Genomic DNA, 17,142 nt, shown 5'->3' on the forward strand with positions numbered 1-17,142 from the left:
TTTTCGCGACAGTAAGCGGATTGGGAGAGTCCGCTGTTTCGCCAGTTATCAAGATGCTGCTGTTTTTGCTGTTTGGTATATGGCATGGTTTATTCTCAAGCAGAGGATGTGATGGCGAGAATAATGAAAGGCTTTATTCGCTGCGGCAAGGTGAGGCTACCGGACGCTTACAAATTTGCTGAACGACCATCCCAAAATTGTGTATTGTTAAAAACGGCATTAAACACGGTTGGGGCGTTTATTAGCCCTCGTTGGTTATTGATCCCAATAGAGGCGATTCGACCATCGTCACCACCGGCATCAAGTTGATGGCAACTGGCACAAGAGAGAGTATTGTCTTTCGATAAGCGAGGGTCATGATAAAGGCGCTCTCCCAAAGCTACTTTTCTAGCATCGGTGGATAGCGACTCTGGCACTGGACGCAGGGCAGCTGTACGCAGATGAATCGGTGTTTCAGAATGTGCATAGTTTTCTGCACGTTGCTGTTGGATCCATTTCATCAGCACTGCTCGATCAGCTTCGCTGATATTGGCCGCCCAGTGCATCACTTTGTACAGTTTAGGTGGCATCTCATTATTCTGTAGAACAGCTTCCAGTTTTGCCAGATCAACTTCAGGCACCGGTTGATCATTCTGTAGCGCTGTACGTGTTGCTGCCAAATCAAAATGGCGCATACCTTGTGTGATATCGTGCTCGATGAATTGATCGACTAATGGCAACTGAGTATAGAAGGGCAGTTGTGCTGATCGGGTATGACAATAATCGCAGCCATATTGGGTTAACAGGGTATCAATTCGATTATTAGCAACAGCAGGTAAACGTTGTTGATCATAGTGGTAGACATAACCAACAGTCCCTAGATAGCCAAGTACTGCAATAGTAGAAAACCCCAAAATTATCTTTTTTATCATGCTCTAGCTCCAATGAGTCTATTTATTTATAGCGCAAAGCTATAGTTCCATTACTGCATGAGGTTATCTATCATTTAAATAAACGTTATGAAAAATAGTAGGATAGATAACAAGCGCCTAAGATAACAATTTGACCTGATTAAAATCAATAGAATAAAGCGCAAGAGTGCATATTCAGTCCGAGCATCTGTGACAATGTCACGTCAGCAGGTTAGAGAAAAAAAGCAGTTGCAGTGTGTTGAAGAGATTGACGTGTTGGGTCATAAATCGTGATATGGCAGGGGGAAAACCTGCCAGTAATTTTATGCTTTGGCGCTAATATACTGTCTGATTATTTAGCCGCGCGATGTACATTCAAACCAGCAAAAGATTGGCTGACAGGCATCAGTTCCAATGTATTGACGTTGATCCTGGTTGGCAGTGTGGCGACCCAAAATACCGTTTCCGCGATATCCTCTGGTGTCAGTGCTTCGGTATCGGCATAGACTTTTCCGGCGCGATCGTTATCACCTTTGAAACGCACTTGTGAGAACTCGGTACCACCGGCTAGCCCTGGCTCAATATCGGTAACACGAACCTGTGTGCCATGCAGATCTGCACGTAATCCCAAGCTAAACTGCTTCACAAACGCTTTAGTAGCACCGTAGACATTACCACCGGCATAAGGCCAGTTAGCTGCCGTCGAGCCAATATTAATCACATGACCGACATCACGCTCAACCATCGCTGGTAGTAATGCGCGCGTCATATTTACCAACCCCTTTGTATTGGTATCAATCATGGTTTCCCAATCGTCGGGATTGGCTTTGTGTGCCGGTTCAAGGCCTAATGCTAATCCTGCGTTATTCACCAACACATCAATCTGACGCAGTGCTGTCGGTAACTCTGCAATCGCTTGTTGGATTGCAGCACGGTTACGTACATCGAGCCGTACGATGTGCAGCGCAGTGCCCAACTCCTGCTTTAATGCTTCCATACGTTCAACCCGGCGACCAGCAGCAATCACTTGATGGCCGGCATGAATGAACTTACGTGCGATAGCCTCACCAAAACCGGAAGTAGCACCGGTAACGAAAATGATCATCTTTACCTCAATATTTGCGGATTGTCAGGCTTGGTACTGTAACGCGCTTTGTAAATTGAAGCCAGTTTAGCCCTGGGTCTATCAAGTTACGAAATTCAGTCAGATTCTACTTATCACTACATGAGTGCGCATAATATATATTATGTTAAATTGAAAAATCAGCAGAGATGACAGATTCGCAATAGCTTACCAAGCCAATCTAGACCGAATAGCGCTGGCAACATGGCGTTTTGGTAACAACACGACTCGCAACAGAGTTGTTGTTGCTAAGGCTTGCAATACCCTACCCTGCGTTGTTTACTGACTACATTTATCATTAGCGATTTATTGACTGTAACAACCAGGATAGAACATGCAAAAGATGATCAATGCGATACAGAACTACGCATGGGGCAGCGTCGATGCTCTTAGCAAAATGTACGGCATAGCGAACCCTACAGCACAGCCAATGGCTGAATTGTGGATGGGTGCACACCCCAAAAGTAGTTCATCGGTTGTTGATCTAGAGGGTAATCAGCGCTCTTTGCGAGAGGTGATCAATGCTGATCCGCTTAATCAGTTGGGTGCTGAAGTGGCGCGGCAGTTTGGTGAGTTGCCATTTCTATTTAAAGTATTATGTGCCGATCAGCCATTATCTATTCAGGTACATCCCAATAAGCGCTCTGCTGAAGTCGGTTTTGCCAAAGAGAATGCAGCCGGAATTCCGCTTGATGCGCCACATCGTAACTATAAGGATGCTAACCACAAGCCCGAGCTGGTTTTTGCGCTGACCCCGTTCCGCGCGATGAATGGTTTTCGAGAGTTGACCGAAATAGTGGCACTGTTACAGCCGGTTGCTGATGCACACCAGGATATCGCTGCCTTCTTACAACAACCGGATCTCACTCATCTAGCGACGTTGTTTGCCGCACTGCTGGCAATGAGTGAACAGCAGAAAACTCATGCGCTCAGTCAGTTAAAAAAGGCATTGGTCACTCAATCTGGTGAGCCTTGGGATACCATACGTTTCATTGCCGATTTTTATCCTGATGATAGCGGCCTGTTCTCTCCGCTGCTGCTCAATGTTGTGACACTGTCACCTGGTCAGGCGATGTTTCTTGCGGCTGAAACCCCTCATGCTTATCTGCATGGTGTTGCATTAGAGGTCATGGCTAATTCAGATAATGTGTTGCGTGCTGGGTTGACGCCTAAATTTATTGATATTGATGAATTGTTAGCTAATGTGCAGTTTGATCCACAGCCTGCGTCTGGGTTATTAACTCAACCAGAGCAACGAGGCAATGAACTCTACTTCCCAATTGCGGTAAATGATTTTGCTTTTTCTTTATATACGCTCTCTACCAGTGAATATTTTTTGGCGCAACCCGGCGCCGCAATAGTGTTCTGTCTAGAAGGAAAAGCCGTGTTAGAAACATCTGGGCAGAAGCTAGAATTAACACCAGGCGGATCCTGCTTTATCCCTGCTTGTGAAGTCCCGATTCAGGTAACAGGAAGTGGTCGGATAGCGCGTGTTGGTACCGGCAAGATTTAACTGGTCTGTGTACGATACAGATATCGTCTGCTAGATATATTTTGAAAAAGAAACAGGCAGCTCTATAATCCGTTCACTTACTTATGGCAAGATGTTTCAGTCGGTAGTCTCAGCCAGTCAAGAGGACAGCGGACAGCTGCATCACAAGGCTTAACAAAAAAGGACAGATCAAATCATGAAAAAATCACTAGTTGCTGTTGGCGTCATCGCTGCTCTTGGCGTAATTTGGACAGGCGCAGCTTGGTATACCGGTAAGCAACTCCAGCAACGGCTTCCTTCCAGCTTGCAACAACTTAATCAACAGCTCACAGCGCAATTCCCTGGGGCTAATCTAGCCATCACCGTTGAAGACTATCAGCGTGGTGTTTTTAGCAGCAAGATGCGCCATGTGCTGCATATTTCTTCTGCCGGGCGGTCAGATAAGCAGACTGTCTCTTTTCTGACAACAGTTGACCATGGCCCTTTCCCACAGTCGGAGTTAAAAAGATTCAACTTGTTGCCTAGTATGGCTGCTGCTCATTCTACATTGGAAAATACACCTTATTCTGCTGGCGTATTTAGGATTACTAAAGGGGAATCGCCCTTTACTCTCGATAGCCGTTTCTCGTATGGCCAGACCATGGCTGTGAGGCTGAATATTATTCCTTTAAATTTGGGAGTGGTTAATTTCAGTGGTACAAAAATTAATGTCGACGGCCATTTTGCAAAGAAAACGGGTGAGCTTAAATTCAATCTCAACACGGCTGGATTTGAGCTGCGTGTCAGCAATGGTGAAGATGTGTCAGAACAGATCCTACTGAAAGGGTTAGAGATCAGTAACAACACAGTGAACGGCGCGTTTGGCCTGCCAGTAGGTAAGCAGAGTATTGCGCTGAAACAACTGTCTGTGACTAGAGACGGGGCGGAAAAAGTCGCCATTGATAATTTGAATGTAACAGGCGTAAGCCGAGAAACCGGCGATACGTTGAGCACCTCTGTCGACTACAATATTGCTGCTCTGAAAGTGGATAAGTTAAATGTAGGTGCGATGAAGTTAGCATTGCAGTTTGATAATTTGGATGGCAGCGTTCTAAAAACGGTGCTTGCTGCAATTGATGAATATAAACAAGATGAAATGATGGATGAAGTTTCACTTGGAGCGGTGCTGTCGGAACAGATCAACGCCAACCTTCCTCAACTGTTAAAAAGACACCCTTCTATCAGCATTAAGCCGTTTAACTGGAAGAATAGCCAGGGTGAGAGTAGCTTTAACATGAATCTGGTGTTTCAGCCGGTAGCCGAAGGTGATACCTCTCCGGTCGCATTTATTAAGCAGATTGATTCTAATCTTGCCATCTCAATGCCAATGGCCAAAGAGGCGATGGCGCAGATTACTCAATTACAAGGCCATACTGCTGAAGACTCGCGTCGCTTTGCAGAACATCAGGTTGATCTCTGGACAGGAACGGCTCAAGTACTACAAATGATTCAGTTTGATACTCAAAAACAGAAAATCACCAGCCAACTGAATTACAAAGATGGTGTGGCGAATCTGAATGGTTCAGAAATGACTTTGGAAGAGTTGACCAAGTTGTTCAGCAAGTAATCGCGCAGTAATACTGACAGTAGAAGAGCGCACATAGGGTTTATTTCCCTTGCTGCGCTCTTGTCATTCTGGCGTTACCGCATCAATGTTATTCTGTTACGTTGTCACGCAGAACCGCGATTAATCAGTGTTGGTTGCAGAATAATGCTCTGTATTGGTAGTGTTGTCTGATTGATACGCTGTAATAACCGAGCGGCGGCGCTGTGCCCTACAGCACGTGCTGAGTCGGAGACAAAAGTGAGCGGCGGCTCAGTCATTTCTGAATCTATGGTATCACCAAAACCGATGAGTGCTGCTTGTTGCCCTAAAAAGCTATCCACTCCACCGGAACCGATAGTGCGGCCACTACGCAAAATGCCAAAATAGGCACCCAGGGCAACCGATGCCTTATGGCAAACAATCGCGCTGACATTCGGGTATTGGCGTAACAACTCTTGAACTGCCAGTGCTGCGGCATACTGCTGACAATCACACTCAATAATCCATTCGCTACGAAATGGCAAACCATACTGCATCAGCGTGGCACAGAAGCCGCCGAGTCGCTCAGCGCGAGTGAGCGAATCGCTTCTGCCGCCCAAGTAGGCGATCTGGCTGTGGCCGCGTTTGATCAAAAACTCTGTTGCTATTTTTGCTGCTTGGACATTATCTGGGCGAACTAAATCAACACTCTCGATCCAATTTGAGCGAGCTGCACAAACTAACGGCACCCCCTGCTCTTCTGCACGATTTTTTAACTGATCGATATTGCGTAACCCGCCAGCCAGGATGATGCCGTCAACGCCATGCTCGAGCAGCGTTTCAAGACAACGCATCGCGCCTTTACCGCTACTGCCGCTTTGCGTTAAAAACAGCACATTACCATGTTGATCAAGCAGTTCACTTAATCCTGAGGTCATTTGTGCATAAAAGGGTTCGCAGACATCACGTAAGATCAACCCCACCACACCTGAAGCACTACCACGCAGTGTCGCTGCTTGACGGTTGCGGACATAGCCCAACTGTTCAATCGCCTGATTGACTCGCTTGACAGTAGTCGGCGATATACGCCCTTTGCCGCTAAGCACCAGCGAAACTGTGGTTACTGAGACCTCAGCCTTTCTGGCGACATCATTAATGGTGATTTTTTTGATACTCATCGATTCTGTAAACTACTATTTAGCGTGTTTCTGACCCAATCAAGGGTATACCGAAAATCTTTATCAAGTAAAACGATTTACCTGGTAAGTGAGTTGTTAGCATGACTTTTGTCCTTAATCTGTGACATTGACCGCATTTTTAGTTGGTAAAACGTTTTATCATTTATTTACCTGGACGGGCATAAACCACCATTAATTTATTGTTAGGAGTCATCTGTTATGCCAGCATCTCACAAACAAAAAGTGACGCTTTGGGAGTTTTTCCAGAGCTTGGGCAAGACGTTTATGCTGCCCGTTGCACTGCTCTCATTTTGCGGCATTATGCTAGGGATTGGCAGCTCACTAAGTAGCCGCGATGTGATCACACTGATGCCGTTTCTTGGTCATTCAAGCTTTCAGTTACTGTTTACCTGGATGAGCAAGATCGGTTCTTTTGCTTTTAGTTTTCTACCGGTGATGTTTGCCATTGCAATCCCGTTGGGCATGGCGCGCGAAAACAAAGGCGTGGCAGCCTTCTCTGGTTTTGTTGGTTTTGCCGTTCTCAATTTGGCCACCAACTTCTACCTGACAACTGCTGGGATCCTGCCCAGTAGTGATCCATTGGTGCTGAAGAGCAACAACATTCAAAACATTCTCGGTATTCAATCGATCGACACCGGCATTTTGGGTGCAGTGATCGTGGGCATTATCGTTTATCTGCTACACGAACGTTTTAGTACTATCCGCCTGCCTGACGCATTAGCTTTCTTTGGTGGAACACGGTTTGTCCCGATTATCACTACCGTCGTGCTTGGGTTGTGTGGCCTGCTAATCCCACTTATCTGGCCGTTCTTTGCTGCTGGCATCAATGGATTAGGCCGTATAATCAACAGTGCCGGTGCTTTTGGCCCGATGATCTTTGGTTCTGGGGAACGTCTGTTACTGCCTTTCGGGTTACACCATATTTTGGTAGCACTGATCCGTTTTACTGAAGCGGGCGGTACACTGGATGTCTGTGGCCGTGAAGTCAGCGGCGCACTGACCATTTTCCAGGCCCAGCTCTCCTGTCCAACCACGCAAGGTTTTGCTGAAAGCGCCACTCGTTTCTTATCGCAGGGCAAAATGCCGGCTTTCTTGGGCGGATTACCAGGCGCTGCTCTGGCAATCTATCACTGTGCGAAACCAGAAAACAGACATAAAATTAAAGGATTATTGATTTCTGGCGTGGTTGCGTGCGTAGTCGGTGGCACCACTGAACCGATCGAGTTTCTGTTCCTGTTCGTTGCGCCCTATCTCTATCTGATCCATGCAGTATTAACCGGCCTTGGTTTTACCGTGATGGCACTGCTTGGTGTTACCATCGGCAATACTGATGGTAACGTTATCGACTTCGTGGTGTTTGGTATTTTGCACGGCACAGCGACCAAGTGGTATTGGGTACCGGTGATTGCAGGCCTCTGGTTTGCGGTTTACTACGCGATCTTCCGTTTTTCAATCCAGCGCTTCAACATCAAAACGCCGGGAAGAGAGAGTGAAAGTGCTGCCGCAATGGCGACTACAGCAAGCAGCAATGTTGGTAAGTCTGGTTATGATGTGGTGGCGATATTGGCCGCGCTGGGCGGTAAAGAGAACATCGTCTCTCTGGATAACTGCATTACCCGCTTGCGCTTGTCGGTCAATGAGATGAGCAAAGTGGATGATGCATTGCTGAAAGCCAACCGTGCCATTGGTGTGGTACATCTGAATGAGCATAACTTACAGGTGGTGATCGGCCCACAGGTGCAATCAGTCAAAGATGAATTAGAATCATTGATAGCCAATTCATAATTTCCTCTCTGGGCGTAGCCTGCTACGCCCTTGTTTGGAGTTTCGCATGTTTGATTTTTCCACCACGGTTGACCGCCACGGCACTTGGTGTACTCAATGGGACTACATTGCCGATCGTTTTGGTCGTGCGGATCTGTTGCCTTTCACTATCTCCGATATGGATTTTGTCACTGCCCCCTGTATTGTGAATGCGTTGCAACAACGGATAGCACATGGTGTATTTGGTTATAGCCGCTGGCAGCATGAAGATTTTCTTGGCGCAGTACGGCACTGGTATCAACAGCGATTTCACCACACGATTGACACCTCAATGGCGGTATACGGCCCCTCCGTGATGTACATGGTGGCGCAATTGATCCGTATCTGGTCTTCACGTGGTGAATTTGTGGTTACACATACCCCGACCTATGATGCTTTTTATAAGGTGATTAGCAGTAATCAACGTCAACTGCTGCCATGCCCACTGCATAAGGTCAACAATCACTGGCAGTGTGATATGGCACATTTAGAAGCGCTATTAGCGCGGCCACAGACCCGCATTCTGCTACTGTGCAGCCCACAAAACCCGACCGGTAAAGTGTGGAGTCAGCAGGAACTGATACAGATGGCTGAGCTCTGTGAGCGCCATAACGTGAAAGTGATCAGTGATGAGATCCACATGGACATGGTATGGCAGCAGCATCGTCATACGCCGTGGAGCAAAGTGGCGACCACACCTTGGGCGCTATTTACCTCAGCGTCAAAAAGTTTCAATATACCTGCCTTAACGGGTGCTTACGGTCTGATTAGTGATCAGCATGCGCGTGATATCTATCTGCAAGCATTGAAAAATCGTGATTGCCTTTCCTCGCCTGCCGTGCTTGCCGTGGCGGCACATATTGCCGCTTACCGGCAAGGTGAGCCGTGGTTGGATGCGTTGCGCAGCTATCTGCAAGCTAACTTGGCTTATGTCGCAGAGCAACTCAACCGGGCTTTCCCGATATTGAACTGGCAACCGCCAGAAGCCACCTATTTGGCATGGATTGATCTGCGAGCACTGGAACTTGATGACCATCAATTGCAGCAAGTGCTGATAGAGCGTGAGCAAGTGGCGATTATGCCTGGTTTTACTTATGGTGAAGAGGGGCGTGGTTTTGTCCGTTTAAATGTCGGTTGCCCTCGCAGTAAGGTTGAGACGGGCGTCGCGAAATTAATTTCGGCACTGAAGTTTATGCGCGCAAAACGCGAGTAAGTGTGGTGACGGCTATTAAACTGCCAGTCAGTAGGCTTTGCCCATCTTGGCTCACTGAGTATTCTGGAGCTGCGGTGTTTACCGCAGCTCCTTTTTACTTAACGTGAAAACAGCATTAGAAAGACCAGTTAAAGATGCCTGTCACGCTGTTATCATGACCACTGTTACCCAACATACCCTGATAGGAGACGCTGAGTTTCATATCAGGATGCAGTTCCAATTCCGCAGCAGCCCCGATAATCGCCGCATTCTTTATCTGAGAAACGCCGGTGATCATAAAATCAGTGCTGCCGTTAAAGCGATGCACCGATTGTGGAGTGACCTTGCCATAGGTATGTTGCCAGCCGAGTTGTGCTGACAGAGTTGCAGGTAACACAACTTCACTCAAGCGGTACTCGAAACGTCCACCCAGCGTACTGAAGCTGTTGTTGCTGCTCTGACGACCACCGCTCAATGCAGCCTGTTTACCCTTCTCTGCAAAGCTACCGGTATTGAGATAAACATAGGAAACATTGGCATACGGTTCGATACCGAACCCGTCAAACTGTTGCGGTAAGGCTAGCTCGGCAAAACCATGAACGGCATGTGCGCTTACATCGCTATATAGCTGATCAATGTAACCTTCGAAATTGACTGTACGCTCAACCGTATTGTCGTAATGGCCATACATCACACCAGAGCGAAGTGACAACGAACCAAACTGACGTCCGGCATAAGCACCCACATGGAACGTGTCTCCTGTGCTGCTTGATGCACGCAGTTCAACATCGGCCGAAGTGTGGGCATAACCCGCCAGACCACCAACACGCCACTCACCCAGTTGGGTGTCGCTACCGATGATTAATCCAGCAACATCATGATCTAACGTGGCACCTGTTGTTGCTTTGCCTTCCAGTTTTCCCCATGAACCCCAAGCTTGCATCCAGAAAGCAGAATCAGGAGTTACTGCTTCATCCTGGGTATTGAACCCATTCACTGCCACGGAATCGAAGGCACTGCGTAAGCGATCATTGGCAGCATCGCGAACAAAGCGCGTTTCTTTGGTCATTGAGGATTTTAACGAGGCATAAATTTCGCCAGAGGTTTGATCGAGCGCATTGTCAATTGCGTCAACGCTTGGTAGCAACACCAGTGCCGCATTCAATGGGTTTTCTGCGGTAAACTGATCAAATGCGGTACCTGTGCTCTTCTGGTTTGGTGTGATACCCAGACCACTGATCGATTGGTCGTTACGACGAATTGACAAGTAGAGATCATTCTTCTGGTACTCAGGCGTCATTGACAACAGCGGATTTGAAATCGAGTGCTGTGCAAACTGGCCATTGATGCCCTGTTCAGCATTCAATATGCGATAACGCGTTGCCGTTTTGCTGTAGACGCCCTCTTTGGCTCTGACCTGAAGCTGACCACCATCAAGGTAAGCACTACCAGAAATTGACAGTAGATCTGCTGAATTTTCGGTGATGGTCGGGGAATAAATACCACCATTGGTAAAGCGGGCATTTCCCTTCACCTGAAAGTTATTGTGTGACGCTACAGGGCTATCCATTGCTGCGCCCGCAGGCGTAACTGACGGGGTTTGTAACATCAAACGAGCGCCTTGGCTCAGGGTTAGATCCCCTGCCAACGATGCTGCCGATATATTCAGAATACTGTCATTGGTCGCGCTTAATGAACCGGCTAACGAGGTAGTTAGATTCAATGTCCCCTCGGTGATAGCGAGTTCACCGGTGTAGTCATCTGCTGAGGCGGAGAGGGTTAAGGTACCTTCACCACTTTTCTCTAACTTGCCATTGCCGCTTAACTTACCTTGTAACAACAGGTCGCCCTGTACTACGTCAAGCTCACCGCCCTGTTCTGTAACTTCAATTTCACGTTCAGAGGCGAAGCCCTCATCCACCTGCAAGGTACCGCCATTAAACGTCAGTTTGCCACTGGCAGCACCGAGGTTCTCATCACGCGAAACCTGAATAATGCCATCATTCAGCGTGGTGCCACCGGTGTAACCATTGCTGGCTGAAAGCCGTAACCGCCCTGCTCCATTTTTGGTTAAGCTCTTACCATCCCAACCGGTGCCGGTAAACTTGATGCCCAAATTGTCCTGATCGTTTAACGCAACATCGACATCGAAGGCGCTATTTTCATCGAGCGTGAAGGTACCGGTCGATTCTTGGCTGCTACCTGCGGTCCAAGCCAAACGGGTTCCCAAGATCAGGTCACGGTCACCGTTACCCAGGCTGCGCTGGAACAGCATGAAGTCAGGGCGTTGTACGTTGACTTTTTCAAAACCTTGGATGCCATTTTCTGTCTCTAAAACAGTGTAGGTTTTCCCTTCCATATCACTGGCACGTGTTGGCATATTATCTGGGCCATACAGATCAGTAAACCCGCTAAAATCGAGCGTACTGCCGGTTAAATCAGCACTTTTTGCTTTGATGCCACTGCCATCTCCAACGCTAACACGTAGCGTTGAGTCTGCCTGCTGGGTTAACGCGCCCTTAATGTCGAGATGGCTACCACGATTGAGTACGGTCGTTGCATTCGATTGGGTGACATAGTCACCATTCAGTTGCACATTGTTGGTGTTAGACCAGACCAGTGTGCCTTCTTCAACATTAACATCTCCGCTCAGATCATGATCATTACCTGACAGTGTCAACTGTTGGTTACCGCGTTTGTTCAGCTCGCTGGCCTTAATTGAACCGCTGTAGATCGTCTCTTCACTGTTGTTAAGCACCAATGCCGAGTTACCTACGATTTGTCCACTACCGTTGAGGTTATTGAGCGTCTGTCTTTCAGTATCAAACTCAAGCTTAGCATCGCTATCAATAGTCACTTTATCACTGCTTGCGATGGTGTCTTCAACGGTTAGCTTTAAGGTGCCGGCTTGGATCACCGTCTCACCTTGATAAGTGACCTTTTTATACAACGTTAACAGATCATTACTGGCTTTGATCAGTTTATTGATGCCGGCGATACTGCCGGTAAAATCTTGGCTACCATTAATGGTGAGCTCACCATTACCGACTAGATCACCGCCACCCGTCAATTGATTGATCAATTGATTAAAGTCACCAAAATTCAGTTTTGCACCTTCTTCAACAGTGACTTTATTGCTGTTGGCGATGGCATTTTCCACACTTAAACGTAGTTCACCCTCTTCAACACGGGTTTCTCCGTTGTAGTCAGCCTGCTGAGTCAACTCAAGTGTACCGCTACCGGTTTTGATTAAATCGGCGTCATCAGACAAACTCAGTTCACCATCAAAACGGCTATCTACACTGTTGTTAACGGTCAAATTTGATTGGCCGGTCACCTTCCCGTTGCCTGAAAGGTTATTTAGTTGCTGCTGGTCGGTGCCCAGATCGAGGGTCGCATCCTGGCTGACTTTGACGCTGCTGCTGTTGGCGATAGCATTCTCTGAATTCAGCGTCAGGGTGCCTTGCTGAACATCAGTGACACCGCTATAGTCAGCCGCCCTATTCAGTTGCAAATTACCATCACCAGTTTTGGTTAACCCCGCTCCGTCAGTTAACTTCAACTCGCCGGCGAAACTGGTATCTTCAGTGTTATGCGCGGTTAACGTGGCACTACCGGTGAGGTTACCGGCACCCGTCAGATTATTGATGGTCTGATCGTCTTCGCCAAGATTAAGTGTGGCGTTCTCATCAACGGTCACTTTACTGCTGTTGGCAAGGGTATCTTCAACACCTAAACGCAGTTCTCCCTCTGTAACTCGGGTTTCTCCTTTGTAGTCAGCCTGCTGAGCCAACTCAAGTGTACCGCTACCGGTTTTGATTAAATCGGCGTCATCAGACAAACTCAGTTGACCATCAAAACGGCTATCTGCACTGTTGTTAACGGTCAAGGTTGATTGGCCGGTTACCTTCCCGTTGCCTGAAAGGTTATTCAGTCGCTGCTGGTCGCTGCCCAGATCGAGTGTTGCATCCTGACTGACTTTGACGCTGCTGCTGCTGGCGATAGAATTCTCTGCCTTCAGTGTCAGGGTGCCTTGCTGAATATCGGTGACACCGGTGTAATCAGACGCCATATCGAGTTGCAAATTACCATCACCAGTTTTGGTTAACCCCGCTCCGTCAGTTAACTTCAACTCGCCGGCGAAACTGGTATCTTCAGTGTTATGCGTGGTTAACGTGGCACTGCCGGTGAGGTTACCTGCACCAGTAAGGTTGTTTATTGTCTGCTGCTTGTCGCCCAGATTAAGCGTGGCATCCTCATTGACCGTCACTTTTTTGCTGTTAGCGATCGCATTTGCAGCGTTTAAACGCAATTCCCCCTTTTCAACCAGTGTTTCGCCGTGGTAGTCAGATTGATTTGCCAGTGTCAGTGATGACGTTCCACTTTTAATCAGTTTGGAAATTTGATCGATGATGCCAGAGAAGGTAGTGTCTTGATTGTTATTTAGGGTTAACTCACCGTTACCTGTCAGTTTGCCTTCGCCAGTGAGGTTATTGATTGTTTGCTCTTCGTCGCCTAAATCAAGGGTGCCTGCTGCACTGACGCTAACATTTTTGCTGTTGGCAATCGCATTAGCGGCTTTCAGCTTCAAGGTGCCTGCTTTAATTTCGCTATCGCCGGTATAGTCAGTTGCTTTGTCCAGTTGCAAACTGGCATCGCCCTCTTTGATTAAACCCGCACCTTCGGTTAACGTTAAGTCACCCGAGAAAATGGTGTCTTTAGTGTTATTCACGGTTAAGGTGGCGCTGCCTTCTACGGTACCTGCACCTGATAAGTTATTAAGTTTTTGTTCTTTATCCTCTAAACTCAGTGTCGCAGCTTCATCAACCACCACTTGCTTGGCATTGGCGATCGCGTTAGCGACTTTTAAACGCAAAGTGCCTTCTTTAACTGACCAGTTCGCTGCTTGATTAGCCACTTCGGTGAGTGACCAGGTGCTGCTGCCGATTTTTTGGTACTCTGAAAATCCGGTAAATTTGGAGTTGGTTTCTTTACCAAAATCGAAGTCGCTATCTTCATCACCGGCCAATACCAACGTATCCTGTCCGGTGCCAACCACATTGCCTTCAATTCTTGAACCGTGGTGTAGCTCTAGGCGGTTGCTACCAGAGGTAAAGCGAATCGCATTACCTGTACCGCTGGAAATAGAGCTTGTTCCTCCTTTGATTAACCCATGGTTAATAATGTTAAGATTTTCGCCAGAGATACCATTGCCACCGCTGCTATAATAGCCCGGATCTTCTCCAGCGCCATCACCGCCTTTTATTTCGCCATTGTTGATTAATTTCAGGTCGTTACCTTTAACACCATCGCCGCCTTTTCCTCCTAGGCGCCCGTTACCCGAACCTCCGTTACCTCCCTGGATCGTATGTTGGTTGATAATATCGACAGAGTCACTGATCAGCCCACTACCACCGGCTCCACCATAACCACCGGCACCGCCAGATGTTCCCGTGCCACCACGGCCTCCGTTGCCGCCAGTAATATTTGCTTGGGTGGTAGCACTTTCACCACCAGAGAGATAGGCACCTGCGCCACCACCGCCACCGCTGCCACCATCAGCCGAGATACCATCTTGGTTGGTGAGACTACCACCATTCCCCCCGTTGCCACCGACGATATCATTTGGCATATCTGCAAGGTCTTGGCCATGAAAACCATCACCACCACCACCACCACCGCCAGCCCCTTGTTCTACGCAATCCTCTTTACAGATGTAGGAAGCGCCATTTTTGCCAGATCCTCCCTTGCCATTACTGCCAACGGCGCCACCGGCACCGCCAGCGGTGCCACCTGTTTTATCGGTGGGGTTGGCACCTGCCGCACCTTGGCCACCATTGCCAGCATTATTGCCACTGGAACCCGCCAAGGTACTTGAACTGGCAGCACCACCTTGACTAAGGATCCCGCCACCACCGCCAGCACCGCCTTTGCTGCCATTCTCATTCGGATATACACCCGCACTGGCACCGCCATTACCATCAGCAAAAACACAAGTGGAGAAAACCAGCAGCGCAACTTTAGTGAGCGGAATAATCTTCGGAAATAATGAAGATTTTTGTTTTTTTACTATAGATTTTTCATCAAATGAACTTAAGAAAGTCATTTTCTTTTCCTTAACAAAATGAGCGAGAAATAATCGATAAATAAACGCGAAAACTATACCGTTGTTTATGTTGTATTACAAATGAATACAATAAATTTCGATATATTTTTTTATGTATATGAATGACTCAGCTATAGCGGTAGTGATGATTTGCAAAACAATAAAATTCATACTGTTATGAATAACAAAGGTTTTGTGCATTTATCTTTTATTTTTATCTTTTTTGATATTTTTTTATAGATCAAATATCTTTAAGGTAAGTTTTATTGTGGGTGAGGTGCCAAATAATAAAAAATAGCAGTTAGGTAATGAATAAAGTGGTGGTTATTAGCATGCGATTAATTAAGCTTGTGACAGAATGGCGACGCTACAGATGAGTAAGATTATTCTATTCACCGGTTAGCGTCGTCGGTGGTGTTTGATTATCTGTCAAACGGCGGGTAGTGCGATAGCAGCGCTATTATGTTGTCTAAATGGCCCCATTATTTGTGCTTTATTTCGAGCCTATCCCGCCAGGTTTTGATTGGAGCAGTGAGGTTGGAAAGTCGCCCCCCAGAAAGTACCGTAGTGATATTGCGTACTGACCAGGGAGAACAAAATGGCGCGCAATCTATGAGAGCTACACTGCGTATGGCCGTTGCTGTTTGGCGGAGTAAATACCTAGTTCGAGCAGTTTCATCACGGCAATTGCCTGTTCTACCGTTACCGGATTTGTACCTCGCCCATGAAGTGTGTTAGCAATCGCTGTGTAATAGGCCAAGTAGTTACCCGGTAAGTTGGTGTACGGGCTTTGAGTTAATTGACCATTTTGTGACAACGTCACGATCCCCTGCTGTGGATCGTGACCAAATTGTGCCATAGCCGGAGAGCGAGCCATTTTTAATTGTGCTTCCTGTGGATCAAAACCGTACTTGATGTAACTCCCGTGTGTTCCATGCACAAGATAACGTGGTGTTTCAGCCGCAGCTAACAATGTGCTGTGCAGCACCACTCGGGATTGAGGGTATTTGAGCAGTGCATGAAAGTAGTCAGTGGCGCTTGAAGCTTGGCGTAAACAGCCGAAATCAACAAACAGTGTTTCAGGCATCCCAAATAGTTGCAGTGCTTGATCAAGCAAATGCGGTGCAAGATCGTACCAGATCCCACTGCCATCTCCTGCTTGCTCACGCCAGCGGGTACGTACTTCCGGTCGGTAGCGATCAAAATGGGATTCAAAATAGACCACCTCCCCCAGCGTACCTTGTGCTAATAGCGTTTTGAGGGTCAAAAAATCACTATCCCAACGGCGATTATGAAACACCGAAAGCAGTTTCCCTTCCCGTTCCGCGAGTTGTTTTAGCTGTTCAGCCTGTGACAGTGTCACCGTAAAGGGTTTGTCCACCACCACATGTTTGCCGGCCGCCAGTGCTTGTTGTGCTAAAGCAAAATGGCTATCGTTTGGTGTCGCAATCACAATCAGGTCAATACGACGATCATCGAACAGCCAACGTACATCATTGACTACCTGAATTGCCGGCCAATCGCTATGTACTTTGTCGGCTGAGCTGCTGGCAATAGCGGTTAATTCCATGCCGGGCGTGGCAGCAATCAGCGGTGCGTGAAAAGTTTTACCTGCATTTCCATAACCAAGCAGGGCTACACGGATTTTGTCAACCATCACATCTCCTTAAGAACCTTGACGGTTCAAATTTGTAACCGGTTTCAGAAACCGGTTGCAATCGCATTTCAAGCCACCATAAACTAGACTTAATGTTTTTCATATAGCGAGAGAAT

At 47.4% G+C, this 17,142-nt stretch carries 10 protein-coding genes; 4 read left to right on the forward strand and 6 right to left on the reverse strand.

The window, feature by feature from the left end; translation table 11 throughout:
* The 3 genes from tnpA to ydfG form a co-directional block, all read right to left on the reverse strand.
* On the reverse strand, positions 1–86 hold an 86-nt coding region (tnpA, locus tag EOJ37_RS15055; RefSeq protein ID WP_420820626.1), incomplete at its 3' end, for an IS66 family insertion sequence element accessory protein TnpA.
* An 81-nt stretch (positions 87–167) separates the two neighbouring features.
* Positions 168–911 (reverse strand): cytochrome c peroxidase, encoded by a 744-nt coding sequence (locus tag EOJ37_RS07360; RefSeq protein WP_240651678.1) that lies wholly within the window; start codon positions 909–911, stop codon positions 168–170.
* Positions 912–1,242: 331 nt separating this feature from the next.
* On the reverse strand, positions 1,243–1,995 hold the full coding sequence (ydfG, locus tag EOJ37_RS07365) for a bifunctional NADP-dependent 3-hydroxy acid dehydrogenase/3-hydroxypropionate dehydrogenase YdfG (RefSeq protein WP_127959286.1): 753 nt from the start codon (positions 1,993–1,995) through the stop codon (positions 1,243–1,245).
* Between the two features lie 352 nt (positions 1,996–2,347).
* On the opposite strand from ydfG, the gene manA reads away from it, so the two are divergent.
* Together manA and EOJ37_RS07375 are read left to right on the forward strand one after the other, a co-directional pair.
* A complete protein-coding gene (gene manA, locus EOJ37_RS07370; protein ID WP_127959287.1) occupies positions 2,348–3,526 on the forward strand; it encodes a mannose-6-phosphate isomerase in 1,179 nt (392 codons plus the stop codon).
* 175 nt (positions 3,527–3,701) lie between these two features.
* Positions 3,702–5,111 (forward strand): YdgA family protein, encoded by a 1,410-nt coding sequence (locus EOJ37_RS07375; RefSeq protein ID WP_127959288.1) that lies wholly within the window; start codon positions 3,702–3,704, stop codon positions 5,109–5,111.
* Positions 5,112–5,215: 104 nt separating this feature from the next.
* Here EOJ37_RS07375 and malI read toward each other — a convergent pair whose 3' ends face one another.
* Entirely contained in the window at positions 5,216–6,247 is a 1,032-nt protein-coding gene (gene malI, locus EOJ37_RS07380; RefSeq protein ID WP_127959289.1) for a Mal regulon transcriptional regulator MalI, read from the reverse strand.
* Between the two features lie 219 nt (positions 6,248–6,466).
* Here malI and malX point away from each other — a divergent pair, with 219 nt between their 5' ends.
* Together malX and EOJ37_RS07390 are read left to right on the forward strand one after the other, a co-directional pair.
* Positions 6,467–8,053: a maltose/glucose-specific PTS transporter subunit IIBC gene (malX, locus tag EOJ37_RS07385; RefSeq protein WP_127959290.1), complete on the forward strand. Its 1,587-nt coding sequence runs from the start codon at positions 6,467–6,469 to the stop codon at positions 8,051–8,053.
* 46 nt (positions 8,054–8,099) lie between these two features.
* A complete protein-coding gene (locus tag EOJ37_RS07390) occupies positions 8,100–9,284 on the forward strand; it encodes a MalY/PatB family protein (protein WP_127959291.1) in 1,185 nt (394 codons plus the stop codon).
* 115 nt (positions 9,285–9,399) lie between these two features.
* On the opposite strand, the gene EOJ37_RS07395 is transcribed toward EOJ37_RS07390, so the two are convergent.
* Positions 9,400–15,369 carry an autotransporter-associated beta strand repeat-containing protein gene (locus EOJ37_RS07395; protein WP_127959292.1) on the reverse strand — a complete coding sequence of 1,990 codons (5,970 nt, stop codon included), beginning with the start codon at positions 15,367–15,369 and terminating at the stop codon, positions 9,400–9,402.
* 619 nt (positions 15,370–15,988) lie between these two features.
* Positions 15,989–17,026: an oxidoreductase gene (locus EOJ37_RS07400; RefSeq protein WP_127959293.1), complete on the reverse strand. Its 1,038-nt coding sequence runs from the start codon at positions 17,024–17,026 to the stop codon at positions 15,989–15,991.
* Positions 17,027–17,142: the final 116 nt, after the last annotated feature.

It is taken from the genome of Serratia microhaemolytica, from assembly GCF_004011885.1.
GTDB lineage: Bacteria > Pseudomonadota > Gammaproteobacteria > Enterobacterales > Enterobacteriaceae > Serratia_G > Serratia_G microhaemolytica.

What these genes read in the sequence shown, in the direction of transcription:
- EOJ37_RS07395 (WP_127959292.1), bottom strand. Translation starts at nt 15,369, where the DNA reads ATGACTTTCTTAAGTTCATTTGATGAAAAATCTATAGTAAAAAAACAA.
- malX (WP_127959290.1), top strand. Translation starts at nt 6,467, where the DNA reads ATGCCAGCATCTCACAAACAAAAAGTGACGCTTTGGGAGTTTTTCCAG.
- EOJ37_RS07375 (WP_127959288.1), top strand. Translation starts at nt 3,702, where the DNA reads ATGAAAAAATCACTAGTTGCTGTTGGCGTCATCGCTGCTCTTGGCGTA.
- malI (WP_127959289.1), bottom strand. Translation starts at nt 6,247, where the DNA reads ATGAGTATCAAAAAAATCACCATTAATGATGTCGCCAGAAAGGCTGAG.
- EOJ37_RS07390 (WP_127959291.1), top strand. Translation starts at nt 8,100, where the DNA reads ATGTTTGATTTTTCCACCACGGTTGACCGCCACGGCACTTGGTGTACT.
- EOJ37_RS07400 (WP_127959293.1), bottom strand. Translation starts at nt 17,026, where the DNA reads ATGGTTGACAAAATCCGTGTAGCCCTGCTTGGTTATGGAAATGCAGGT.
- EOJ37_RS07360 (WP_240651678.1), bottom strand. Translation starts at nt 911, where the DNA reads ATGATAAAAAAGATAATTTTGGGGTTTTCTACTATTGCAGTACTTGGC.
- ydfG (WP_127959286.1), bottom strand. Translation starts at nt 1,995, where the DNA reads ATGATCATTTTCGTTACCGGTGCTACTTCCGGTTTTGGTGAGGCTATC.
- manA (WP_127959287.1), top strand. Translation starts at nt 2,348, where the DNA reads ATGCAAAAGATGATCAATGCGATACAGAACTACGCATGGGGCAGCGTC.